General features: G+C 42.5%; 24 protein-coding genes and 1 tRNA gene. 23 read left to right on the forward strand and 2 right to left on the reverse strand.

The window, feature by feature from the left end; all coding sequences use genetic code 11:
* Positions 1-4 precede the first annotated feature (4 nt).
* Positions 5-571 (reverse strand): spore protease YyaC, encoded by a 567-nt coding sequence (gene yyaC / locus E4K67_RS19055; protein WP_135549622.1) that lies wholly within the window; start codon positions 569-571, stop codon positions 5-7.
* A 126-nt stretch (positions 572-697) separates the two neighbouring features.
* Here yyaC and E4K67_RS19060 point away from each other — a divergent pair, with 126 nt between their 5' ends.
* The 10 genes from E4K67_RS19060 (at position 698) to E4K67_RS19105 (ending at position 11,986) form a co-directional block, all read left to right on the forward strand.
* Complete coding sequence (locus tag E4K67_RS19060; RefSeq protein ID WP_135549624.1) at positions 698-1,735, forward strand: YkvI family membrane protein; 1,038 nt, start codon at positions 698-700, stop codon at positions 1,733-1,735.
* A 325-nt stretch (positions 1,736-2,060) separates the two neighbouring features.
* Positions 2,061-3,956, forward strand: a complete 1,896-nt coding sequence (selB, locus tag E4K67_RS19065; protein ID WP_135549626.1) for a selenocysteine-specific translation elongation factor — start codon at positions 2,061-2,063, stop codon at positions 3,954-3,956.
* A 256-nt stretch (positions 3,957-4,212) separates the two neighbouring features.
* Positions 4,213-5,373 (forward strand): ABC transporter substrate-binding protein, encoded by a 1,161-nt coding sequence (locus E4K67_RS19070; protein ID WP_135549628.1) that lies wholly within the window; start codon positions 4,213-4,215, stop codon positions 5,371-5,373.
* A 266-nt stretch (positions 5,374-5,639) separates the two neighbouring features.
* Positions 5,640-6,824, forward strand: a complete 1,185-nt coding sequence (locus E4K67_RS19075) for an ABC transporter substrate-binding protein (RefSeq protein WP_135549630.1) — start codon at positions 5,640-5,642, stop codon at positions 6,822-6,824.
* 143 nt (positions 6,825-6,967) lie between these two features.
* Positions 6,968-7,852, forward strand: a complete 885-nt coding sequence (locus E4K67_RS19080; RefSeq protein ID WP_135549632.1) for a branched-chain amino acid ABC transporter permease — start codon at positions 6,968-6,970, stop codon at positions 7,850-7,852.
* A gap of 9 nt (positions 7,853-7,861) precedes the next feature.
* A complete protein-coding gene (locus E4K67_RS19085; RefSeq protein ID WP_135549929.1) occupies positions 7,862-8,794 on the forward strand; it encodes a branched-chain amino acid ABC transporter permease in 933 nt (310 codons plus the stop codon).
* A 1-nt stretch (position 8,795) separates the two neighbouring features.
* Entirely contained in the window at positions 8,796-9,563 is a 768-nt protein-coding gene (locus tag E4K67_RS19090) for an ABC transporter ATP-binding protein (protein WP_135549634.1), read from the forward strand.
* The gene (locus tag E4K67_RS19095; RefSeq protein ID WP_135549636.1) at positions 9,563-10,267 is read left to right on the forward strand and encodes an ABC transporter ATP-binding protein; all 705 of its coding nucleotides are present in this window, start codon (positions 9,563-9,565) and stop codon (positions 10,265-10,267) included. Before E4K67_RS19090 ends, E4K67_RS19095 begins: the two co-directional genes overlap by 1 nt.
* A gap of 425 nt (positions 10,268-10,692) precedes the next feature.
* Positions 10,693-11,319, forward strand: a complete 627-nt coding sequence (locus E4K67_RS19100) for a CBS domain-containing protein (RefSeq protein WP_135549638.1) — start codon at positions 10,693-10,695, stop codon at positions 11,317-11,319.
* 235 nt (positions 11,320-11,554) lie between these two features.
* Complete coding sequence (locus tag E4K67_RS19105) at positions 11,555-11,986, forward strand: DUF2889 domain-containing protein (protein ID WP_135549640.1); 432 nt, start codon at positions 11,555-11,557, stop codon at positions 11,984-11,986.
* Between the two features lie 9 nt (positions 11,987-11,995).
* Here E4K67_RS19105 and E4K67_RS30205 read toward each other — a convergent pair whose 3' ends face one another.
* Complete coding sequence (locus E4K67_RS30205; RefSeq protein ID WP_199242594.1) at positions 11,996-12,136, reverse strand: hypothetical protein; 141 nt, start codon at positions 12,134-12,136, stop codon at positions 11,996-11,998.
* A 207-nt stretch (positions 12,137-12,343) separates the two neighbouring features.
* Between E4K67_RS30205 and E4K67_RS29840 the strand changes: the two genes are divergently transcribed.
* From E4K67_RS29840 to lonC, 13 genes are all read left to right on the forward strand, one after another.
* Positions 12,344-12,441 (forward strand) — tRNA-Sec (locus E4K67_RS29840).
* A 346-nt stretch (positions 12,442-12,787) separates the two neighbouring features.
* Positions 12,788-13,519, forward strand: coding sequence for a CvpA family protein (locus E4K67_RS19110; protein WP_135549642.1), 732 nt, complete (start codon positions 12,788-12,790; stop codon positions 13,517-13,519).
* 239 nt (positions 13,520-13,758) lie between these two features.
* A complete protein-coding gene (locus tag E4K67_RS19115; RefSeq protein WP_135549644.1) occupies positions 13,759-15,135 on the forward strand; it encodes an aminopeptidase in 1,377 nt (458 codons plus the stop codon).
* Positions 15,136-15,165: 30 nt separating this feature from the next.
* Positions 15,166-16,068: a mechanosensitive ion channel family protein gene (locus E4K67_RS19120; protein WP_135549646.1), complete on the forward strand. Its 903-nt coding sequence runs from the start codon at positions 15,166-15,168 to the stop codon at positions 16,066-16,068.
* A gap of 135 nt (positions 16,069-16,203) precedes the next feature.
* Positions 16,204-16,398 carry a DUF951 domain-containing protein gene (locus tag E4K67_RS19125; protein WP_135549648.1) on the forward strand — a complete coding sequence of 65 codons (195 nt, stop codon included), beginning with the start codon at positions 16,204-16,206 and terminating at the stop codon, positions 16,396-16,398.
* Between the two features lie 72 nt (positions 16,399-16,470).
* A complete protein-coding gene (gene ychF / locus E4K67_RS19130; RefSeq protein ID WP_135549650.1) occupies positions 16,471-17,571 on the forward strand; it encodes a redox-regulated ATPase YchF in 1,101 nt (366 codons plus the stop codon).
* 124 nt (positions 17,572-17,695) lie between these two features.
* Positions 17,696-17,983 carry a 30S ribosomal protein S6 gene (gene rpsF, locus E4K67_RS19135; RefSeq protein WP_135549652.1) on the forward strand — a complete coding sequence of 96 codons (288 nt, stop codon included), beginning with the start codon at positions 17,696-17,698 and terminating at the stop codon, positions 17,981-17,983.
* A 17-nt stretch (positions 17,984-18,000) separates the two neighbouring features.
* Positions 18,001-18,411: a single-stranded DNA-binding protein gene (locus tag E4K67_RS19140; RefSeq protein WP_135549654.1), complete on the forward strand. Its 411-nt coding sequence runs from the start codon at positions 18,001-18,003 to the stop codon at positions 18,409-18,411.
* Between the two features lie 22 nt (positions 18,412-18,433).
* Positions 18,434-18,664, forward strand: a complete 231-nt coding sequence (gene rpsR / locus E4K67_RS19145) for a 30S ribosomal protein S18 (RefSeq protein WP_135549656.1) — start codon at positions 18,434-18,436, stop codon at positions 18,662-18,664.
* Positions 18,665-18,877: 213 nt separating this feature from the next.
* Positions 18,878-19,189, forward strand: a complete 312-nt coding sequence (locus tag E4K67_RS19150; protein ID WP_135549658.1) for a MazG-like family protein — start codon at positions 18,878-18,880, stop codon at positions 19,187-19,189.
* A 20-nt stretch (positions 19,190-19,209) separates the two neighbouring features.
* Positions 19,210-20,139 carry a DUF2232 domain-containing protein gene (locus E4K67_RS19155; protein ID WP_135549660.1) on the forward strand — a complete coding sequence of 310 codons (930 nt, stop codon included), beginning with the start codon at positions 19,210-19,212 and terminating at the stop codon, positions 20,137-20,139.
* Positions 20,140-20,151: 12 nt separating this feature from the next.
* Positions 20,152-20,598: a 50S ribosomal protein L9 gene (rplI, locus tag E4K67_RS19160; protein ID WP_135549662.1), complete on the forward strand. Its 447-nt coding sequence runs from the start codon at positions 20,152-20,154 to the stop codon at positions 20,596-20,598.
* A gap of 29 nt (positions 20,599-20,627) precedes the next feature.
* Positions 20,628-22,526 carry a Lon family ATP-dependent protease gene (gene lonC / locus E4K67_RS19165; RefSeq protein WP_135549664.1) on the forward strand — a complete coding sequence of 633 codons (1,899 nt, stop codon included), beginning with the start codon at positions 20,628-20,630 and terminating at the stop codon, positions 22,524-22,526.
* The last annotated feature ends 10 nt before the right edge of the window (positions 22,527-22,536 follow it).

The raw sequence follows: 22,536 nt of genomic DNA on the forward strand, positions 1-22,536 counted from the left end.
TTATTCATTTGCGTACTTTTAAGTAAGAATGCGTTATGAGGGTACTAATGTTCTCTGACATTCGCCACACAAGGTTGAGTCGGGTGTTTTGCAACACCATATACTCCATAAACCCTCCGACATTTACAATTCCAGTTATATGGGCCTCTCCAACTTCAGGGAGTTGTTTGTGTACGCCGGCGCCAGGTTTTAATGGCCCATTAGCTAGGGTAATACACCCTATAGATTCCATTTTCCCTAGGCAGGCATCAATGGCAATAATAAAGGGATTATAGAAAGACTGCTGAATATAATTAATATTCTCCTGTAAGTTTGTTGCATGAACAGGCTCATCAAGAGTCCCGTAAACGTTGAGTTTAGGCAAATTGAGGCGAGAAAGGTGAGTCCCAATTAAAGGCCCTAAAGAATCCCCTGTTGATCGATCGGTCCCAATGCATAGGATTACTGCGGGGCGTTTCCGAGTGGAATCAAATAGATCTGAAAGTCGTGTTTCTAGTTGTACTTTGGCTGAAGAATCGTCAATATGCGCTTTCATTTTTTTAGGTTCGGTGAATAAAGAAAAAACGCTCACAAACAGCCCCCTAACATTAAATTGCAAAACATAAAGATATATAATTAAATTTTTCCCACATCCGAACCTTTTTATGCATTATATTCCTATTCCAGCCATAAGCATGATGGCGAGGAGGGAAGCAAAATGCAATGGAAAACAACTTTTCAAGTCGCCGCAACCTACGTTGGTGCTGTTATGGGGGCAGGGTTTGCTTCGGGTCAAGAAATCCAGCAGTTTTTCGCGCGATTTGGTAGGTGGGGATTAGCTGGAATCGCGGTCAGTGCGCTTCTGTTTGCGTTACTCGGGTGGTGCATGCTGGATTTACAGGAACGATGGAAAATCAGATCGTATCCGGAATTTTTTGATCATCTACTTGGACGTAGGTGGGGGAGATGGGCAGATGGTTTAGTGAGCGCCCTTTTGTTTGTAGGAATGGTAGCGATGATTTCAGGCAGTGGAGCTCTCTTTTATGAATATTTTGGTTTCTCACGATGGTTAGGTATCTTCTTGACAGGCTCAGTCATCGCTTTAGCTTTATGGTTTCGAGGAGAAGGAGTTCTATGGATTAATTTCGCTCTGATACCCTTGAAATTTGTATTTTGTTTGGGGATTGCCACTGCGGCAATTGCTTTAGAAACATCTCTAGATGTAGTGAGCATGGAAGTGATACAAAGCCCTATTGTAAGACATTGGATCTTATCTGCCATCTTATATGTATCTTTTAATCTAACATTGGCGATGGTAGTGTTTGCTTCATTAGGGCGAGATGTGCAGCGTCCAGGTGCACGCTTGGGTGCAGTTATAGGCGGTTTAGCGCTTGGGGTATTTGCCTTCGTTATTGGGGCTGCCTTGCTTCAGTTCCCTGATACGTTAGGGCTAGAAATCCCGATGGTCGCTGTTGCAGGTAAATTAGGAGATTGGCCCGCTTTTTTCTACGTAGTTGTCTTATGGTTGGCTATGATTACAGCTGCAATAGGCAATGGCTTTAGCCTGTTAAGCCGAGTTGTTGATACAGGCAAGTTGAACTATCGCAATGCGATACTTCCTTTACTTCTATTACTTATACCAATTTCTGGTGTAAAATTCTCTAAGATTGTCCAACTCGTATATCCGCTATTTGGATACTTAGGACTTGTGTTTTTGCCAACTATAATATATTTTTGGCGTAGAACTAGAGAATAGTGCTTAGTGCTTAGTGCACTATTTCAACTGAAGTTGAACAACAAGGTATCTGTATAGCATAACGCTGTAGAAATGGTTAAGGACGCTCCCACTTCCACTCCCCTATATAATAAGTGAGGGTGTCATGCTTGGATAAACAAAAGTTATAAACATAAATTTGATAGGAATGGGAATAGTTAAGTCGCAATCGTAAGGAAAGCGGGAAAACTAGAGCGGGAGATTGATTGGTAACAAAAGGTGATTCTCATTGACAAGGATTGGCGGTAGCAGAACAGTGAACACCCACTTATAGACGTGGGTGAGTTTAACGATAAGGGGAACAGAAATGGATGAACGACATTATTTAATAGGAACTGCAGGACATGTGGATCACGGAAAAACCGAGTTGATCAGGGCCCTTTCTGGTATGGAAACAGATCGCTTAAAAGAAGAGAAACAACGTGGGATCTCCATTGAACTAGGATTTGCTCATATGATGCTGCCCAGCGGTCGTCAAGTTGGAATTGTGGATGTTCCTGGGCATGAGCGCTTCGTGCGCCAAATGCTGGCTGGTGCCAGTGGCATGGATGTAGTGTTGCTTGTTATCGCAGCAGATGAAGGGATTATGCCCCAGACTCAAGAGCATCTGGATATATTAACATTGCTTGGGATACCAAGAGGGATCGTTGTTATTAATAAAGCTGACCTTGTGGATGAAGAGTGGCTTGATCTAATGGAAGAAGAGATACGTGAAGAACTGAGAGAAACAGCTTTTCATGAAGCGCCAATTTGTCGGGTTTCAGCCCTAACTAGTGTAGGCATACCAAACTTGCGTCAAACCATTGATGGACTGCTGGCAGAAGTAGAAAGTAAGAATTCGACCGGACCGATACGTATGCCGATTGACCGGGTTTTTAGTATACAGGGCTTTGGTACAGTAGTGACCGGAACACTTCACAGTGGGACAATGAAACTGGGGACTGAGTTGGCGATAGAACCGGGGCATATTCTAGCAAAAGTACGCTCCCTCCAAGTCTACAAAAATAAAGTAAGTGTTGCTGAGGCTGGACAGCGGGTAGCGGTTAATTTAGCAGGGATTGATGTTGCAGAAGTGGAACGAGGCTCAGTGCTTGTAACGCCAAACGTTTTCAAGGTGGGTAAAATCTTAGACTTGAAGGTCTTAAACCTCTCTTCGGCAGATAAGCCTCTGACCCAGAGACAACGGGTAAGGTTCCACCTCGGAACTACTGAGATTCTAGGAAGGATACATCTTCTAGAGAACAAAGAACTATCCCCTGGACAAGAAGGATTTGCGCAAATCCTTCTTGAAGAGCCAGTAGTAGCAGCGTCCGGGGATCGTTTTGTGCTCCGTTTTTATTCACCCACCCAGACAATTGCAGGTGGGAAAGTGCTTGGTGTAGCGGAGTTTAAACAGAAGCGTTTTAAGGATAACGTAATAGCACAGATGACTTTGAAGGACCAAGGTGATCCATTGGATCTCTTAGAAAGAGAAATAGCTGAACCACAAACAGTATCTGAGTTAGCATCACGCTTACATATTGCTTCTAATGACTTAGAGGCGAGTTTAAAAGCTCTAGAGGAGGCGAAGCGACTGGAAGTTTGGCTAGAAGATGAAACAACACTGTATTGGGGGACTGGATCAGCTGAGATCTGGCGTTCAAAATTGATAACAATTATAAAAGTTTATGAAAGAACAAACCCACTGCGCGGTGGAATTAGCCGAGAGGAATTAAAAACTCGCCTTGGGGTTACATGGAAAAATCGTCGTTGGCAAACAATTCTAGAACAAGGCTCCATTCGGGGATATTATCGTATTTCGGGAAGCAAGGTACAAACTAAGGAAGGCGTTGAAATTCCAACAGATATTTCGAAACGATTGGAAGCCTTACGTGCAAAATGGCAACTAGTTGGACTATCTCCGCCAGACCTCACTGCGACCGCTGAAGCTTGTAGTATTTCTAAATCCGAAGCACCAGAGTACGCCCAGTACCTTTGCGAAATTGGAGAATGGGTACATATTGACCAGTTTTACTTTAGTCAAAAGGATCTAAAACTAGCCAAAGAACGTATGATCCAGTTTCTTAAAGAACATAGTGAAATTGGGATTTCTGAGGCGCGAGAAGTGTGGGAAACGTCAAGAAAGTATACAGTTCCATTGCTTGAATTCTTTGATAATCAGAAGCTCACCAAGCGAAATGGAGACAAAAGAACATTATATTGAGATCATTGTATTGAAACAGAATTTACTAATTGACACAATGGTGTAACAGCTATAGAATAAATTATTACTAATGGTCTTTAGGCTAAAAACTGTAGTATAACTGTTGCAATGGGTTTACCTTGGCATCACAGCCAGGTTTTTTAATCTCCTATCCTAGGGTGAACCATTAATTTGTTAGTCGGAGGTGTAGTTAAAGTATTCTATTGTTAAATGAACACGTCAATTTAAGAGTAATATAAAAAATGGAGGTAGACTAATGCGGAAAAGTAAAGTTCTAATAGGTATAGCAGTAATAATGCTAGGTCTGGTCTCGGGTTGTGGAAGCACAGCGGCACCAAAAGCTGCTGACGAAATCAAAATTGGTGGTGTCCTGGAGCTATCAGGGGGTGTAGCAACCTATGGTCAGTCCGTTCTTAACGCCGTTAACCTTGCCTTCGAAGATCAAAACAAAAAGGGTGGGGTCCTCGGAAAACAACTCAAATTCATCACCGCTGACAATAAATCCGAAGCTGGTGAATCGACTTCAGCAATTACAAAGCTGATTACTCAAGATAAAGTTATAGCTGTGCTTGGGGCTGTTACAAGTTCAAATACTAAAGCAGCAGTGCCAGTCTCTGCGGATAACAAAATCCCGTTGATTACACCAACGGCAACTAATGCAGAAGTAACTGTTAATAAAGACGGATCGTTGAATAAATGGGTATTCAGAAGCTGCTTCTTGGATCCTTTCCAAGGAAAAGTTGCTGCAAATTTTGTAACAGACACTCTTAAATTGAAAAAAGCTGCCATCTTTATCGATCAGAAAGATGATTATTCCAAAGGGTTGGCGGCGGAATTTAAGAAGGTAATGGAAAGTGCAGGCGGCACCATTACCGACACAGAGAATTATGTTGGCGGAGACAAGGATTTCAAATCCACGTTAACTAGGATCAAAGCAAGTAATCCAGAAGTCATATTTGTCCCAGGTTATTACAATGAAGTGGGCTTGATCGTAAAACAAGGTCGCGAATTAGGAATTAGTGTGCCATTTGTCGGTGGAGATGGCTGGGATTCTGCTAAATTGCCTGAATTAGGTGGGGCAGCAAATCTCAATGATACGTATTTCGTCAATCATATGTGGGCTGAAGATCCAGATACAAAACCTTTCGTTGAGGCTTATAAAGCAAAATACAATGCCGAGCCAGATGCTTTAGCAGCGTTGGGTTATGATGGTGCAAAAATGTTGATTGCTGCAATCGAAAAAGCAGGTAGTGCTGACTCATCAAAAATTAGAGATGCCCTGGAAAACACTAAGGATTTTAAAGGGGTTACGGGTGTCATCACTGTTGATCCTGCAACTCACAATCCTGTGAAAAGTGCGGTAATTCTTAGAATGGTTGATGGGAAGAAGACACTGCTTACCCATGTTAATCCATAATTTTAATTCTTCAGAAAACGAAGTATTGTATTAGTACAGGGAAAAGTATTGACTTAATATTATCCAAAAGCTAAGATATCCTTAGTTGACTTTGCATTCATACTTAGAAAGCTAAGTATCGAATATTCTTGGACAGGCAATGAAGCCTCAGTCGCGAAAAATTGGCGTTGACTGAGGCTTTTTAAAATGATTGGAGGGTGGCGCGTAGACGAATAATAATATCCATCTATAATTTTTTAGCTAGATAGAATAAAGGAGGAGAAGGAATGAGAATATTTGGCAAAGCTTTTTCACTTGGACTTATTGCATTATTAAGTGTCTCATTGGTTGGATGTGGAACAACTCCAAAACCAGCTTCAACTGATACGAGTGCTCCTATCAAGGTAGGCGGAAATTTAGAGTTGAGTGGCGGAACAGCTATGTTTGGTCAAGCGGCGCAGAATGCTATTAATTTAGCGTTTGAGCAGCAAAATGCTAAAGGCGGGGTCACAGGCAGACAACTCCAATTAGTGGCAGCGGACAATAAGTCCGATGCAGGGGAATCAACCTCTTCTGTTACTAAGCTTGTTACTCAGGACAAAGTTGTCGCAGTGATCGGCTCAATGACAAGCTCAGTCACCCTGGCTGCTGTTCCAGTTGTAACTGATAATAAGATACCTATGATTTCCCCAAGTGGAACAAATTCTAAGCTTACAGTAAATCCGACTACCGGAGCTGTAAATGCTTGGGTTTTCAGAGCGTGCTTTATTGATCCGTTCCAAGGCCAAGTCGCAGCGAACTTTGCTTTGAATAATTTAAAAGCTAAAAATGCTGCCGTAATCATTGACCAGAAAAGTGACTATTCCAAAGGCTTAGCAGAAGCTTTTGTCGCTAATTTCAAAAAAGGAAATGGTGTCATATCTGGTACTGAACAATATGTCGCAGGAAGCGATAAGGATTTCCGTCCTATCTTAACCCGTATAAAAGCTCAAAATCCGGATATGGTATGGTTACCTGGTTATTATCAAGAAGTAGGTCTCATCGTGAAGCAAGCTCGTGAATTAGGTATGAAGATGCCATTTATGGGTGGAGATGGCTGGGATGATCCACAACTCTTAAACATCGCTGGCGCTGAACCGTTAAACAATACCTTCTATTGTGATCATGTAGCAACTGATGATCCTGCTTTGGCTACTTTCGTGAAAGATTACAAAGCAAAATTCAACCTTGAGCCAAATGCTATGGCAGCTTTAGGTTACGATGCAGCCAATCTTCTGATCAAAGCGATTGAAGATGCAAAAGGGACTGACCCAGAAAAATTGCGCCTAGCTTTAGAGAACATGAAAGGGTTTAAAGGTGTAGGTGGAGAAATAACAATTGATCCTTTGACACATAACCCTCAGAAGAGTGCAGTAATTAAAGAATACAAAAGTGGTAAAGTTACGTTCGTGACACGCGTTGCACCTCAGTGATGAATTTTCGTATATCTGGTGCCTAATCTATCTTTAGGCATAATGAATAACGAGTAGTTCTTTAAACAGAGAGAGGGAGGGGTCCGTTTTCACCCTCTCTCTTCAACTTTGAAAAGGTTTCGCAGAAAAGGGAGTGAAATTTTTTGGATTTAACTCAGATATTTCAGCAACTAATTAATGGATTGTCTCTAGGAAGTATCTACGCGCTCATTGCCTTGGGCTATACAATGGTCTATGGTATCATCAAACTGATTAATTTTGCACATGGAGACGTAATGATGGTTGGAGCTTATTCCGGTTGGTTTGCTATCACAGTCTTGCATTTGCCTTTTTTACCCGCTCTGCTCTTTTCAATGGTTTCCTGTGCTCTATTAGGAGTATTAATTGAACGAATAGCATATAAACCCCTGCGAAACGCCTCCCGTATCGCAGCTTTAATTACCGCGATCGGGGTTTCGTTGTTCTTAGAGTATGGGGGCATGATTGTTGTTACCGCACAAGTGCGTACCTATCCTCCAGTCTTTCCGGAGACAATGTATATTATAGGTGGTGTATACTTTAAATACGGAGATATTGTAATGCTTGTAACCTCTGTAGTACTGATGGCTCTCTTGCATTTTACCGTTCAATACACAAAAGTGGGTAAAGCCATGCGTGCTGTGTCCTTCGACAAAGAGGCTGCGTTACTGATGGGAATAAACACAAATAATATTATATCCTTTACGTTTGCAATTGGTTCAGCTTTAGCGGCAGCAGCTGGTGTACTAATGGGCGTCTACTTCAATACCATTGACCCTTTGATGGGGATAATTCCTGGTTTGAAGGCTTTCGTGGCTGCTGTCCTTGGGGGCATTGGGATTATACCTGGGGCAATGGTTGGAGGCTTAATGTTAGGTTTAGTCGAATCAATCGTGAGCGGCTTAGGAGCTTCAACTTGGCGCGATGCAGTTGCCTTTCTCATCTTGATTCTCGTCCTTATTATTAAACCAAGCGGACTTTTTGGTAAAAACGTCCGTGAGAAAGTGTAGGTGAGAGAAATGCGCAACTGGTTCAGCCGCAAAAATATTATCTCGTTCTTGATGATTGTTCTTATATATGCAGTTGTTCAAGGACTGATCGTGTTTGAAATTATGCCTCCTTTCTATAAACTAACCCTAATCCTTATCTGTATTTATATTATCCTTTCAACGAGTTTGAATTTGATTAATGGAATCACGGGTCAATTTTCGATCGGACATGCAGGTTTTATGGCCGTAGGTGCCTATGTTTCTGCGATGATAACTGCTATCTTGCACGGGCCATTGATTTTGGGAATTTTGGCTGGGGCTACCGGGGCAGCATTGGCAGGCCTTTTAGTTGGACTACCTACTCTGCGTCTCAAGGGAGATTATCTGGCGATAGCAACCCTTGGATTTGGAGAAATCGTGCGGATAGTCTTCTTGAACATGGAAATAGTTGGAGGGGCTGCGGGATTTACCTTGCCGAGTAAAATCACGTGGACCTGGGCTTTTCTATTAATGGTAGTGAGTGTTGTTCTGATAAAAAACTTTGTTGGCTCAACGCATGGTAGGGCATGTATTTCTATTCGAGAGAATGAGATTGCTGCTGAATCTATGGGTATTAATACTACAAAATATAAAGTAATGGCCTTTACAATCGGAGCCTTTTTTGCTGGATTAGCTGGAGCTATTTACGCGAATTACATGTATATTATTCAACCAGGAACGTTTAGCTTTTTAAAGTCTTTTGACATTCTAGTTATGGTTGTCCTTGGTGGCCTAGGAAGCATAAGTGGTGGTATTGTGGGCGCCATTGTCTATACCTTGATTTCAGCTCTTTTAGCAGGTATTCCGGAATGGCGTTTAGTTATTACAGCAGTGTTCTTGGTTGTGATGATGATCTTTAGACCGACAGGTATAATGGGAACGAAGGAATTTTCTTTAGGTTTCCTGCGAAAGAAGGGTGATTAAAGTGCCGCTTCTAAAAGTTGAGAATCTCTCTAAGTCATTTGGCGGATTGAAAGCAGTTTCAAATTTAGATATTGTGATTAATCAAGGGGAACTAATCGGTCTTATTGGTCCTAACGGAGCTGGAAAAACCACAGTCTTTAATATACTCACAGGGGTGTATGAAAAGACTGAAGGGAAAATGACGTTTTTGGACAAAGATGTGAGTGGACTTAAACCGTATCAAGTTACCCAGCGGGGGATGGCTCGGACGTTTCAAAATATTCGGCTGTTTAGTGATTTAAGTGTCATCGATAATGTTAAAGTTGCCTATCATCAAAGAACTTCCTATAGCACATTCAGTGCGCTCTTTCGCCTGCCAAGCTATTTCTCCGGTGAAGACGAGATGCATCGCAAAGCAATGGAGTTACTGAAAATCTTTAACCTTGATGATAAAGCAGAAGAGATGGCTAAAAATTTACCATATGGAGAACAACGCCGCTTGGAGATCGCTCGTGCCCTGGCAACAGACCCTAAACTGTTATTGCTCGATGAGCCAGCTGCAGGCATGAATCCTCAGGAAACCCATGATCTAATGAATCTTATTCGTTGGATAAGGGAGAAGTTTAAGCTAACAATTCTCTTAATCGAACATGATATGTCCTTAGTAATGGGGGTTTGTGAGCGCATCTATGTTTTGGATTATGGTATGATTATTGCTCAAGGTACACCAGATGACATTAAACGCAATCCTAAAGTCATCGAGGCTTATTTAGGGGAGGAGGTTGTCTGATGCTTGTACTTGAAGATATTAATGTATACTATGGTGCAATTCATGCGCTTAAAGGAATCTCCTTTGAGGTTAACAAGGGAGAGATTGTAACCCTTATTGGCTCAAATGGTGCAGGCAAAAGCACAAGTCTCAAGACGATTTCCGGATTATTACGCCCAAAATCGGGTAAGATTACATTTAAAGGAGAGAACTTGGCAATTGTTCCTCCCCAATCTATTGTTGCCAAAGGGATATCGCAGGTTCCTGAAGGTCGCCGTGTGTTTGCTAATATGACCGTTATCGAGAATTTGGAACTCGGTGCATATCTGCGAAAGGATAAAACTGAGATAAAGAAAGCCATGCAACACGTGTATGAGCTGTTTCCACGTCTTCTTGAACGAAATAAGCAAATTTCTGGTACCTTGTCCGGAGGGGAACAGCAAATGCTAGCCATGGGGAGAGCTCTAATGTCTCAACCTGAGCTCCTTCTTCTCGATGAGCCTTCTATGGGTTTAGCACCTATTTTGGTTAAACAAATATTCTCGATTATTAAAGAGATTAACGCTAGTGGGACAACCATCTTGCTTGTTGAACAAAATGCTCATATGGCACTTTCCATCGCTAACAGGGCGTATGTCTTAGAGACCGGAAAGATTGTGCTTTCCGGTGACTCCAAAGAGTTAGCGGAAAGTGAAGAGGTCAGGAAGGCCTACTTAGGCGGGTAAATTCATGAGACTCTCACTTGTATAAGTGGGAGTGGTGCCCGTACTTTGCTTCGGAGGGTTAGAAGTCTCCTTTATTTGGCGATAGTCTATCCTAGGTATGTAGGTATTCCTTTAAGAATCACGAGTAGCCCTACGCCGATGGGTAGTTCTTAGGGATCACGGCTTCGGCGATAGTCTCCACTGGTGACTATCGCCACCGAAGTCTTGACGTTCAACTTTAGTTTAACGAGTTCTCTACCATTTTTACAAGTTATGTAAATTAAGTTTGTAGATAAATCACATCCATTCGATTATATGATATAATCAGATAGATGTGATTTATCTAACAAAGGCGCCATGATAAGGTAGTCATACTACTATTAATGTGTCAAAGGATTACTTGGAAGTTAAAGCCAACTTTAAAGGAGAGAAAGGGGTAGGATAATATGTATGTTCGCCAATTTATGACGTCCCAGGTTTTTACGGTGGGTCCGGATGAATCAATCGCAGATACTTTGTTGCTTATGCGAGAAAAAAAGATCGACCGATTGCCAGTACTGGATAAGGGTAAACTTGTGGGGTTTGTAACAGATGGGGATCTACGAGAGGTCTCTCCTTCACCAGCCACGACCTTAAGTATTTTTGAGCTTAACTACCTCATAGCGAAAACCCCAATCCGTGAAGTGGCTGTAAAAAAAGTTGTGACTTGTCATCCAGACACGCAAATTGAGGACGCTGCCTTGTTAATGCGGGAACATAGAATTGGAGGATTACCAGTTCTTGAAGAGGGTAAACTAGTTGGGATTATTACAGGATATGATATTTTGGATGCTTTTTTAGATATCATGGGAGCCAGAAGTCCTGGTGAGCGTGTGGTAATTGAGGCAAAAGACAAAGCTGGTGTTTTGCTGGAGATTGCCGCCACGATAAAGCAGTTTGAAGTCGACGTTACTAGTTTTGCCTTTTATCATCAGAAGGATAATCATATCCAGTTTCTCTTGCACCTACAGGGAGAACAAGTGACTGAGGCGAAAGCGTCTTTAGCAGAAAAAGGATATAATATTAAAAAATGATCTAGGTTTGAGGCCTAGGGCACAGTTATTCAGACTAGCCATAAACATAACAAACAAAACAAACAAAGAAAGTTACCGAATGAGCAGTCATTCGGTAACTTTCTTTGTTTGTAAAATGGGATATAATATAAAGAGTTTAAAAGGTCGTTTGATTCAAGGGTGAGACTCCCCACCGAAGTCTCCATTTTCGACTTTAATTGAACGAGTTAACCAACATAAGAAAAGAGGAGACTTTATGTATCTTTTTAACCGATCTATTTCGATCAATGTCCGATCAGCCGACAAAAAATTACTTACGGTGGATGGCTTTTTCCTAGACAGTCACCATGAACTTTGTATAACTCTTGGAGTTGACTTGGAGAGTAATACAATTGTTTCTGCCAACGGTGAATTTCTTCGTGTTCCCCATACAGACTGTGAGCAAAGTCATAATCTAATAAACAACCTTGTAGGTATTAACCTAGACCGTAATGTACGCAAGCAGATTCAAAGGGCGGTGGGCTTAAACTATGGCTGTACTCATCTAACGGACCTTACGCTTGAGTGTGTAAAAGGATTGCTTCAAGCAAAATTTCAATTGATGCATCTTACAATGCAAGAGGAAGAAATTAATACTATAGTCGAACAATATCTAGAGGGAAGCTGTCTGCATTATAAAACTATGTAAGACCTTTCGTTAACGTTTTGGATTTGTATAAGCAATTAGGATAGTCTCTTGGCCATTTGACCGCGAGGTATTGAATTTAGTTTCTAAAGCTTTAACCTCTTCAATTTGGCTATTCGTTAAATCAGAGAATAAGATTTCGGATCGATTCATTTCTTCACCTCCTTTGGTTATTACTTACCCCATAAGAGCAACTCGTCAATTGCTTCGTAAAAAATGAATAGTGTATCTTGACGATTAATTATATTGTGCACAATTAATAAATATATATACCTTAAATTAAAGAAGTTAAACAATAGTTCATTATTAAATAAAGGCTTTCATAATAACCATGAATGTGGTAGTATTATTTTCGACAATGGGGATGGGTGGTGGCTGGTGCTGCCCCCGGACTTCAAATCCGCGTGTCGGGACGCAGAACGTTCCGAGGTGTGTTCGATTCGCACGCATCCCCGCCATTTTAGTTCGTACTTCGTAGTTCTAATATCGAAGACCATAGTCGTGATTCGTAGTTTGTGCTTCGTTGTTCGAATACCAGTAGCGAATATCACATACCAAATATGAGGCAGCGCGAAGCTGCCTCTTTGTTATACTAGTCAGAAAGTATTACTGCCAGTTATATACTTTCTAAGCATAAGTGCAATTAGGCGGCCGCCTTCGCAAAGGCTTGGCGCCAGCCAAGTTTTCTTTATCCTAGTTGGCAGTTCTAATTAGCAGCAGGATTTTCAAGGGCTTAAAGCGAATATGGTTCAGGTAGTAAGTAGTTAAGACGAAGGTTAGTAGTTAACAATAAGGGGGAACTAAATGAATTTGTTTGATATCCTTATTCTGGGGCTTATCTTGTTAGGCGCTTTACGTGGTTATCGACAAGGCCTAATATCTAGTATTGTAAATTTTTTGAGTAGCATTGTAGGTTTCGTAATTGCGGCCTGGAAATACATGTTCGCGCTTCGCTGGGCAGAACAATATTTTCCTCTCCAGCAATGGTTGGAGCCTGTAATCTATAGGGCGATACTTCCCGCGGTTCAGTCAAAAGCCTCTTCTTTGCAAAATCAAGCACTAGGCAATATTTGGGGAGCACTACCTCAGGAATGGCGTAGCTTATTTGAGAATGTATCGGTTGACCAGATGCCGCAAGCCATCGAACAAGCGACACATCAATTGGCAGGGCTATTTACAGAACGCATCTTAAGCCTTATTGCTTTTGTTTGTGTTTTTTATATTGTGGTGTTTATTATTCAGTTGATATTTTCGATACTCCTTAGACCCTTCGGCAGTTGGGGGGGATCTTTAAATCACGGAGGTGGTCTTCTGTTTGGAGGGCTGGCTTCTATTATTGGTCTGTCCGTTATAGCAGGACTATTTTCGCCCCTCATACAGATGGGGGTTGGCGGAAGTTTTAACGATCTGATTCAGAGTTCATCCTTTTATCCATATTTAGTGGAAATCTTTCGTGTATTGGATCAAGTGTTTAGAGCACAACTCAGTCAAAAACTACTTGAACCATTGTCACAGGGGCAAGGAGTTTGGTTTTAGTAGTCCGGCTTCCATTCCTTTGAGTGGCACCTGATGCAATGGGTTATTTTCAGGGCAGAAAGTGTAAATGAATGTTTATACTTTCTGGAAGGTCCCTTCTCGCTGTCCTTGCCTAGGGGCACTCGGCCATATATGGCCTAAGCCAGTTTTCTTATAAATACATATTTCATACAGTGAAGTAGAAAACTTAATATAGGTGAGGAATATTGATATATTGCTAGTGTGTAGAGGAGATTTTTATGAGTTCGAAAAAAGTGAAATTAGCTTGGGATGAACTAATAATGTCCGAGCAGGAACGTCAAGCGATTGGCGAATACTTGGCCTTTCTCAGTGAAGGGAAAACTGAGCGAGAATCTTGGCAGATGCTAGAGGGATGGGCCCGAAATGCAGGCTTCATAGAGCTTGATGAGGTTAAGGGGTTTAAACCTGGGCAAAAGGTCAGTCTTGCAGTTAGAGGTAAAGCAGGTATCTTGGCGATTGCGGGAATTCGGCCAATAAGCGAAGGGTTCCGGCTAATTGCTGCGCATCTTGATGCTCCCCGGTTAGACATCAAACAGCGTCCTCTTTATGAAGAAGAAGGCTTGGCTTTTTTAAAAACGCATTATTATGGAGGAATTAAGAAATATCAATGGACGGCTATGCCGCTTGCTCTTCATGGTGTCGTTATCTTGCGTGATGGGCATATTGTTGAGATAGTGGTCGGAGAAGCGGATGAAGACCCTATTTTAACGATCACGGACTTGCTTCCACATTTGGCAAAGGATCAATATGATAAAAAATTACGCGAGGCTATAACTGGGGAAGGGTTAAATCTATTACTTGGACATGATCCATCAAAAGAGGATGGAGAAGAACGTGTGAAGTTGGCAATTCTCCATCTTTTGAAGGATAAATATGGGATTGAGGAAGACGACTTTGTTAGCGCAGAGTTAGAGGTTGTACCGGCTGGAAAGGCTCGTTATGCGGGATTGGATCGAAGTTTTATTGCGGGATATGGTCAAGACGATCGAGTCTGTTCCTTTGCTGCCTGGAAAGCGATTGAAGAGATCGAGCAACCTGAGTGGACAACGCTTGTTCTTTTTGCAGATAAGGAGGAGATTGGTAGCGATTCCAATACGGGTATGAAAGCACGTTATTTGGAGAACTTTATCGCAGAGCTTGTCACCTTGCAAAATGGAACCTATGACGGATTAATGGTCCGGCGAGCACTGGCTCGAGCTAAAGCACTATCTGCGGATGTCACCGCTGGATATGACCCTAATTATGCAGAGGTCATGGACAAACGAAATTCGGCCTTTATGGGTCGAGGGGTAGTGATATGTAAGTATACAGGTTCAAGAGGGAAATCGGAGTCTAGTGACGCTAACCCGGAATTTATAGCTGAGGTGCGCGGAATTTTCGATGAAGCCAAAATCTCTTGGCAAACTGCTGAGTTAGGGAAAGTTGATCAAGGCGGCGGTGGAACAATCGCCCAATATATGGCCATTTACGGGATGGAGGTACTTGATTGTGGAGTAGGGATACTAAGCATGCATGCACCTTGGGAGATATCTTCAGTCGCAGATGTGATCATGATGATGCGGGCGTATCACGCATTTTTAGTGTATAAAGATTAACGCAAAGAAAAGAAAAGGGAGATTTATATAATGAATGTCTCTTGGATTTCAGAAAATATTAATAACTTTGATTGGAATAAATTCGGAATTGCCGTTTTAAGTACTGTACTTTATGTTGTTGTCATCCTCGTTGCAGCACGTGTTATTTACGGAGTGCTTACTTACTTGCTGAAGCGTATGTTAGTCGATCGAGAAGTAAAACATCTTCTGGATGAACGTAAAGCAAATACGTTATTTTCCATCCTCAGAAGTATGTTGTTTTACGGGATTAGCATTACAGTTTCTTTGCATATCCTCGCACGCCTGTTTAACTTTGATACCGGAACACTACTGGCTTCGGCCAGTGTTTTAGGAGTCGCCTTAGGTTTTGGCTCACAGAGTTTGGTGAAAGACATTATTGGCGGTTTTTTTATTCTTTTTGAGAATCAGTTCTCGGTTGGAGAATTAATAAAAACTGGCGAATTCACGGGTACGATTGAAGAGACTGGGATTCGGACGACCCAAATACGGGCATGGGGGGGAGAACTACACATCATTCCCAATGGGAGTATTACTGCGGTTACGAATTTTAGTCGGGGAAAGATGCTAGCCCAGGTTGAAATTCAGATTCCCTATGATGAAGATTTGGATCGAGCGATGGGAGTTATGAGTGCTGTCTGTGAAGAAGTTAGTGCAGAGTTTGGAGAAAAAATTATTGAAGCTCCGACAGTCCAAGGTGTAACCCAGTTTGGAGAGCGAAATGTTGTATTACGTGTTATTGCTTTCACTCAACCCAGTGAACAGTGGAGTCTAGAACGTGAATTGCGTCGGCGAATCCACAGCGCGTTTTTGAGAGAAGGAATTCGTACGCCACAGTTTCAAAGTATTATTATGACTGATCCCATGAAACGTACAGCCAATGATGAGCAAGATACATTTGTAGAACCCAAGTAAAGAAAATAAGTGACATATACGAGTATTAGATGGATCGCGTAGAGGTTAAATGTGCAGAATCGATGTACGAAGAGAAGTAAGGTATTCAAGATTTGAACCGCAAACTTCGAACTCCGATTAGAGGGGAGCCAACAGATGATTCCGTTACAGGTAGGGGATATTGTACGTCTGCGGAAACCGCACCCTTGTGGAAGTATAGATTGGAAAGTGATGCGAACGGGCATGGACTTCCGAATTCAGTGTTTAGGTTGTCAGCACCAAGCCTGGATTCCTCGAATCAAACTTGAACGCAATTTAAAGGAAATTCTACCGCGGGTCGATGAAAATTAGGTTTGCGGTGTGACAAAACATCACATATAATCTGTAGAGATAGCTTGTCTGTGTATAAAGAGGAGGACAAATATGACATTACATGCAGGAATTGTTGGTCTACCGAATGTCGGGAAATCAACATTGTTTAATGCGATTACCCAAGCGGGTGCTGAGGCGGCTAATTACCCATTCTGCACGATTGATCCGAACGTTGGAATGGTAGAAGTGCCTGATTCACGGTTGAAAAAACTAGCAGAGATGGTTCATCCCAAGAAGATAGTTTCAGCAACCGTAGAGTTTGTTGATATTGCCGGCCTTGTAAGAGGCGCGAGCAAAGGAGAGGGCTTAGGAAATAAATTCCTGTCCCATATCCGCGAAGTTGATGCTATTGTACATGTTGTGCGTTGTTTTGAAGACGAGAATGTGATTCACGTTGAGGGAAACGTTAACCCTAAGCGGGATATTGAGACGATAGACCTTGAGTTGGTCTTAGCGGACATGGAGAGTGTCGAGAAACGAGCGGATCGCTCGTCCAAACTCTTAAAGACCGGGGATAAAAAGACTCAAAGCGAAGTGGCACTTTTAGAGCGCTTAAAGGAAGTCTTTAATCAGGGAAAAGGCGCTCGTTTTTTGACGTATACGGACGAGGAGCGTGCGATTCTTAAGGGCTTTTCGCTTCTAACTTTAAAACCTGTGCTTTATGTTGCTAATGTCAGCGAAAACGGTCTCTCTACGGCGGCAGATAATCCTTATGTTCAACAAGTGATGGCTATCGCAGCGGAAGAGGGTGCAGAAGCCGTTGTGGTTTGTGCACAGATTGAAGCAGAGATTGCAGAACTTGAAGAGGATGAGAAGCAGGGGTTCTTACAAGACCTGGGACTCGAAGAGTCGGGATTAGACCATTTGATTCGGGTTGCCTTTCATTTACTTGGTCTTATGACTTTTTTTACGGCGGGACCTATCGAAGTGAAAGCCTGGACAATTCATCAATCAACAAAGGCTCCTCAAGCAGCAGGGGTAATCCATACGGATTTTGAACACGGATTTATTCGAGCTGAAGTAGTTGCGTATAATGATTTCGTTGCTAATAATGGATTGAACGGTGCCAAGGATAAAGGCTTAGTCCGCTTGGAAGGAAAAGAATATATTATGCGTGACGGAGATATCGTTCATTTTCGATTTAATGTTTAGTGTACTCGTTCATCAAACATTGAAAGTTGCTTTTATGAAAATATAATGGTATAATCTCTGCTTGTAGACTAAATATTCCCTGCTCCGTTTAACGGGGCCGCTTAGTCCGGGGGGAGGTGCAAATATGAAAGCGTACGAAATACTTTATATCATCCGACCAGATCTAGATGAGGAAGCAACCACAGCACTGGTTGATCGTTTAAGTGGGCTCGTCGCCAACTTTGGTGGCGATAACTTGACGGTTGAAAAGTGGGGAAAGCGTCGGTTGGCTTATGAAATCCAAGATTACAAAGAAGGCCAGTATATCCTGATGAACTTTGAAGGCGAAGGCCGTACATCTCAGGAAATTGAACGGGTTATGAAAATTTCCGATGATGTTATGCGTTTCCTGACGGTTAGGAAAGAAGACTAAAAGGATGGTGGGGAAACATGTTGAATCGAGTCGTTTTGATTGGCCGTTTAACGAAAGACCCCGAGTTACGCTACTCGCCGAGTGGTGTAGCGGTAACAAACTTCACTTTAGCCATTGATCGTAAATTCAAGAATGCTCAAGGTGAGAGAGAAACTGACTTCATCCCATGTGTTATGTTTAAACAGCTTGCTGAACTTTGTGCCAACTATCTGGCAAAGGGAAAGCTTGCTTCAGTCGATGGACGAATCCAAATTAGAACATACAATGATAAGGATGGCCAAAAACGCTGGGTCACAGAGGTTGTTGCTGAAGATGTTCATTTCTTAAGTCCGAAAGACGGCGGGAGTGGCGGCATGGAATCACCCTCTTCAAGCGGAAAGGGTTCGTTCGGACATGAAGTCAATTTGGATGATGACATCCCATTCTAAGTAAGGGAAGGGGAGAATTAGTATGAAACGTGAACGCGGACGACGCCCACGTAAGCGGGTATGTAGTTTTTGTGTAGATAAAGTTGTGTCGATGGATTATAAAGAGACACACAAAGTACGTAAATATGTGACGGATCGTGGCAAAATATTGCCTCGCCGTATTTCGGGAAACTGCGCAATGCATCAACGTCAAGTGACATTAGCCATTAAACGTGCTCGCAGTATTGCCTTGTTGCCATATAGCATAGAGTAGAGAAAACTTGGCTGCGATATAGCCTTAGTGAAGGCCGCCGCCGTAGTTTTCTTACTAGTATTTGATAAAGGGAGCGAGAGCTCCCCTTTTCATTTTTTAAGGCGATATATGGTTATGGTTAAATTTTCATAAGACTCAAGTGCAGGAGATTTGCAGAGCTATCACGAACTGTAATTGGATAGCTTAGAAAATGGACTTTAGGAGGGGGCAACCCTGGAAAATTTTGGAGTCGATGTTGTCAAAGGCTTAAGAGCCATTGATGAACTAAAAGTCAATTTAATTCAGGCACAGTGGCTTATCCAGCACGGTACATTGAGTGGTTCAGAGGATGAGATGGTCCAAGGGTTGGCTGATCTTATTGGGATGAGTTATCTGCTTGCAAGGCGGTTGGGGTTTGACTTTTCCCGTCTGGATCGCATGCTTTTACAACGTCTTGAGGGATTGAAAATTTCAGATGAAATGAATCTTGAAAATCAGTGGGGAGATTTGAGCTTGCTTTTAAGCTATCTTGCCCCTGAAGATTAAGCATAGGAGAATTGGTTAACATGTTGTTAAGGGATGAAGAGGCTTTGAACTATTTAGCGGTGGCTATTCTATTGGCATTTCCTTGGTTAGGAACCGTTTTGGGAACATGGGGGGTTATTTGGGGAGCTCTCATATTAGTCGCGGTGTTTTTGGTCGGCCGTCGACGCGGGCTAGCTATAGCTGCATTTTCTCTGTTGATTGGTTATGTAGTTCCATTAATTGTTTTTGGAGCAGCTGCGTTCAATCTGATGAGTTTTGTTCCATTTGCTGGGCTACTAGGGGTTCTGGGTTGGCAGAAGAATTGGCCAGTGCGTGTAACTTTCTTCTGGAGCGCAGCGTTGGCTTCAGTTTTAGGGACTGTTCCCACACTCATGGGGCAAGCAGTTAGTGCCCTAAATGAGAGTGACATGATGAATATGACAATACAACAATACCAAGCTTCTGGATTACTGGCAGCGATGCAACAGCAAGGGCTCACTGAGGTACAGTTTAGAGATGTATTGCAACAAGTGATTCACATTTATGCTTTGATCCTTCCTAGTTTTGCAGCGTTGCTCGCCGTAGTTGAGTTTGGCTTTGTTTTTTATTTTGTGAGAATCTGGCTCAAGGAAGATGACGAGCGGATCCCGTTTACGCACTGGCGTTTGCCTTGGTATGCAGTTTGGGGTGCAGTTTTAGGAATTGCATTCTACCTATTAGGTGATCAATTTGCTTGGACAAGTCTTCGGGGATTAGGTATTAACATAATGGTTTTTTACGGGGCATTAACGCTAGTGCTAGGTGCATCTGTGTTTGTATATCTGCTGAAATCGCCTAAGATCCCTCGCTTTTTTAAATTTGCGTTAATTTTAGCTAGCTTTATTTATCTCTTCTTCAGTGTGGTGAGTCTAATAATGTTTGGGCTGTTTGACATAGTTTTTAATTTCCGTCGTTTACCAGAAGAATCATAAGGAGGAATTCATATGAAGGTTATTCTACAAGCAGATGTCAAAGGAACGGGTAAAAAAGGACAGGTTTTTGAAGTTGCTGACGGGTATGCCAGAAACTTCCTTTTTCCTAAAAAATTAGCGATTGAGGCAACTAATGGAAATATTCAGGATATCACACATAAAAAAGCTCTTGAAGATCGCCGAAAAGAGAAAGAAAAAGAAACTGCCATTGAATTAGCAGGGAAACTCAATGCCCTTCAGATAGACGTTAAGACGAAGACTGGCGAAGGCGGGCGCTTGTTTGGTTCAGTAACCAGTAAGGAAATTGTTGATGCATTAAAAAAACAGCATGGGGTTGAAGTAGATAAACGAAAGCTAGAGTTAAAGGAACCGATTAAGGCTCTTGGAAATTACGAGGTCCACGTAAAAATTTATCCAGACGTGGTAGCTAAGCTTCAGGTACAGGTTGTTGCCCTATAAGAACCACGAATCATGAAAGGGGACCCCTTATGAAAGGGATTTTGACAAAATGGTTAAATCATAAGAATATTGGTGATCGGTTACACGACGAGGAAGAGTGGAGCCGAGAAGTCGAGACACTCTATGTCCTTCTTTCAAATTATCATGGAACAGACAAATTAGTGTTAAAGGCCAGTAAGTTAGGAGCACTTAAGCTTATGCGTTCCGATGAACTTGTTGAACGAGTTGCTGGCTTACGTCAAATCGTCTCGGATGATCCTACTGTCCAGATAATACCGAAGATGCAGGAAATTCCACAGCTCTTAGATCAAATTGAAGAGCAGATTGCGGAACTGATTGCCCGGCGTTCTGTGGAAGAACGGCTGGAACGTGTTGTTGCAGAAAAGATGCAGGAACGTCATGAGGATTATGTTAAAGATATTAAGATTCAAGTCCTTCAAGAGACGTCTGGACCGGAAAATGCCCAAACGCTCAAAAAACTTGCCGTTCTTGAAAAGATGAAAACCATATCGCTAAAGCGTTCCGCGTTTGATGTATTGCGTCCTCAGATTGTGGAAGAAATCATAGGACAGGAAAGCGCTATGCAATCTTTACTCGCCAAGTTGGCGACTCCCTACCCCCAACATATTTTGATGTATGGTCCACCTGGAGTTGGTAAGACTTCAGCAGCTCGGGTTGCTTTAAAAGCGGTTAAAGACCATCCCCACTCTCCATTTGCTAAAGCGGCACCGTTTATCGAAGTTAATGGCACGACTCTTAGGTGGGATCCCAGGGATTCAACCAATCCTTTATTAGGATCGGTTCATGACCCTATATACCAAGGGGCTAAGCACGACTTGGCAGATACGGGTATACCAGAACCGAAAATGGGACTGGTGAGCGAGGCTCATGGCGGTATCCTATTCATTGATGAAATCGGGGAAATGGATCCCTTGCTTTTGAATAAATTGCTTAAAGTGCTCGAGGATAAGCGAGTATCCTTCGATTCTTCGTATTATGATCCGAGTGACCCCCATGTTCCACTGTGGATAAAAACACTCTTTGATGAGGGGGCTCCTGCTGATTTTGTCCTCGTCGGAGCCACTACACGGGACCCAGCAGAACTTAATCCAGCCCTTCGTTCTCGCTGTTCAGAAATCTTCTTTGTGCCTCTTGAGCCGGGAGATGTACAGAGCATAATATTGCAAGCTGCCCAAAAACTCGAGGTGGACTTGGAGGATAATGTTCCTGAACTTATCAGCGAGTATGTGATTGAAGGACGGAAAGCAAATAGTATCCTGACAGATGCCTACGGCCTAGCAAGATATCGTAACCCAGATCAAGAAAACATTAGAGTGACAAGTAATGATGTTTATGAAGTCCTGCGCTCGGCTCGACTTACTCCTTATATTTTCCGAAAGGTCCAACCAGGCTTGGAAATTGGAAGAATTTTAGGACTGGGGGTATCTGGTTTTTTGGGCTCGGTATTGGAGATCGAGGCGATCACCTTTGCTGGTCGAGATGGTAAAGGAACGTCTCGTTTTAATGAAACGGCTGGAAGTATGGCGAGAGATGCTGTATTCAATGCTGCTGCTGTCATTCGGGACTTGACGGGCGAAGATTTGCACAATTACGATGTGCATGTTAATGTCATCGGCGGGGCAAAAATTGACGGTCCATCAGCGGGATTGGCCACAACGCTGGCGATTTATAGCGCACTGAAAAAGCAACCACTGCGCCAAGATGTTGCTGTTACAGGCGAAATTTCCATTCAAGGTAAGGTTAAACCCGTTGGAGGCATTTACGAAAAGATTTTCGGAGCAAAGCAGGTAGAAGTTCGTAAGGTATTAATCCCACTAGAAAATATGGCTGATATACCTCAGGGCTTGCATGGCATTGAAGTGGTAGGGGTTAGTACGATAGAAGAGGCCATGAAGCACGTATTTTAAACTTAGAGTT

It is taken from the genome of Desulfosporosinus fructosivorans (genome assembly GCF_004766045.1).
In the GTDB taxonomy this organism is placed as follows: domain Bacteria; phylum Bacillota; class Desulfitobacteriia; order Desulfitobacteriales; family Desulfitobacteriaceae; genus Desulfosporosinus; species Desulfosporosinus fructosivorans.

Excerpts from the sequence above, each read along its gene's own strand:
- E4K67_RS19060 (WP_135549624.1), top strand. The coding sequence starts at position 698 with ATGCAATGGAAAACAACTTTTCAAGTCGCCGCAACCTACGTTGGTGCT.
- selB (WP_135549626.1), top strand. The coding sequence starts at position 2,061 with ATGGATGAACGACATTATTTAATAGGAACTGCAGGACATGTGGATCAC.
- E4K67_RS19070 (WP_135549628.1), top strand. The coding sequence starts at position 4,213 with ATGCGGAAAAGTAAAGTTCTAATAGGTATAGCAGTAATAATGCTAGGT.
- E4K67_RS19075 (WP_135549630.1), top strand. The coding sequence starts at position 5,640 with ATGAGAATATTTGGCAAAGCTTTTTCACTTGGACTTATTGCATTATTA.
- E4K67_RS19085 (WP_135549929.1), top strand. The coding sequence starts at position 7,862 with ATGCGCAACTGGTTCAGCCGCAAAAATATTATCTCGTTCTTGATGATT.
- E4K67_RS19095 (WP_135549636.1), top strand. The coding sequence starts at position 9,563 with ATGCTTGTACTTGAAGATATTAATGTATACTATGGTGCAATTCATGCG.
- E4K67_RS19100 (WP_135549638.1), top strand. The coding sequence starts at position 10,693 with ATGTATGTTCGCCAATTTATGACGTCCCAGGTTTTTACGGTGGGTCCG.
- E4K67_RS19105 (WP_135549640.1), top strand. The coding sequence starts at position 11,555 with ATGTATCTTTTTAACCGATCTATTTCGATCAATGTCCGATCAGCCGAC.
- E4K67_RS30205 (WP_199242594.1), bottom strand. The coding sequence starts at position 12,136 with ATGAATCGATCCGAAATCTTATTCTCTGATTTAACGAATAGCCAAATT.
- E4K67_RS19110 (WP_135549642.1), top strand. The coding sequence starts at position 12,788 with ATGAATTTGTTTGATATCCTTATTCTGGGGCTTATCTTGTTAGGCGCT.
- E4K67_RS19115 (WP_135549644.1), top strand. The coding sequence starts at position 13,759 with ATGAGTTCGAAAAAAGTGAAATTAGCTTGGGATGAACTAATAATGTCC.
- E4K67_RS19120 (WP_135549646.1), top strand. The coding sequence starts at position 15,166 with ATGAATGTCTCTTGGATTTCAGAAAATATTAATAACTTTGATTGGAAT.
- E4K67_RS19125 (WP_135549648.1), top strand. The coding sequence starts at position 16,204 with ATGATTCCGTTACAGGTAGGGGATATTGTACGTCTGCGGAAACCGCAC.
- ychF (WP_135549650.1), top strand. The coding sequence starts at position 16,471 with ATGACATTACATGCAGGAATTGTTGGTCTACCGAATGTCGGGAAATCA.
- rpsF (WP_135549652.1), top strand. The coding sequence starts at position 17,696 with ATGAAAGCGTACGAAATACTTTATATCATCCGACCAGATCTAGATGAG.
- E4K67_RS19140 (WP_135549654.1), top strand. The coding sequence starts at position 18,001 with ATGTTGAATCGAGTCGTTTTGATTGGCCGTTTAACGAAAGACCCCGAG.
- rpsR (WP_135549656.1), top strand. The coding sequence starts at position 18,434 with ATGAAACGTGAACGCGGACGACGCCCACGTAAGCGGGTATGTAGTTTT.
- E4K67_RS19155 (WP_135549660.1), top strand. The coding sequence starts at position 19,210 with ATGTTGTTAAGGGATGAAGAGGCTTTGAACTATTTAGCGGTGGCTATT.
- rplI (WP_135549662.1), top strand. The coding sequence starts at position 20,152 with ATGAAGGTTATTCTACAAGCAGATGTCAAAGGAACGGGTAAAAAAGGA.
- lonC (WP_135549664.1), top strand. The coding sequence starts at position 20,628 with ATGAAAGGGATTTTGACAAAATGGTTAAATCATAAGAATATTGGTGAT.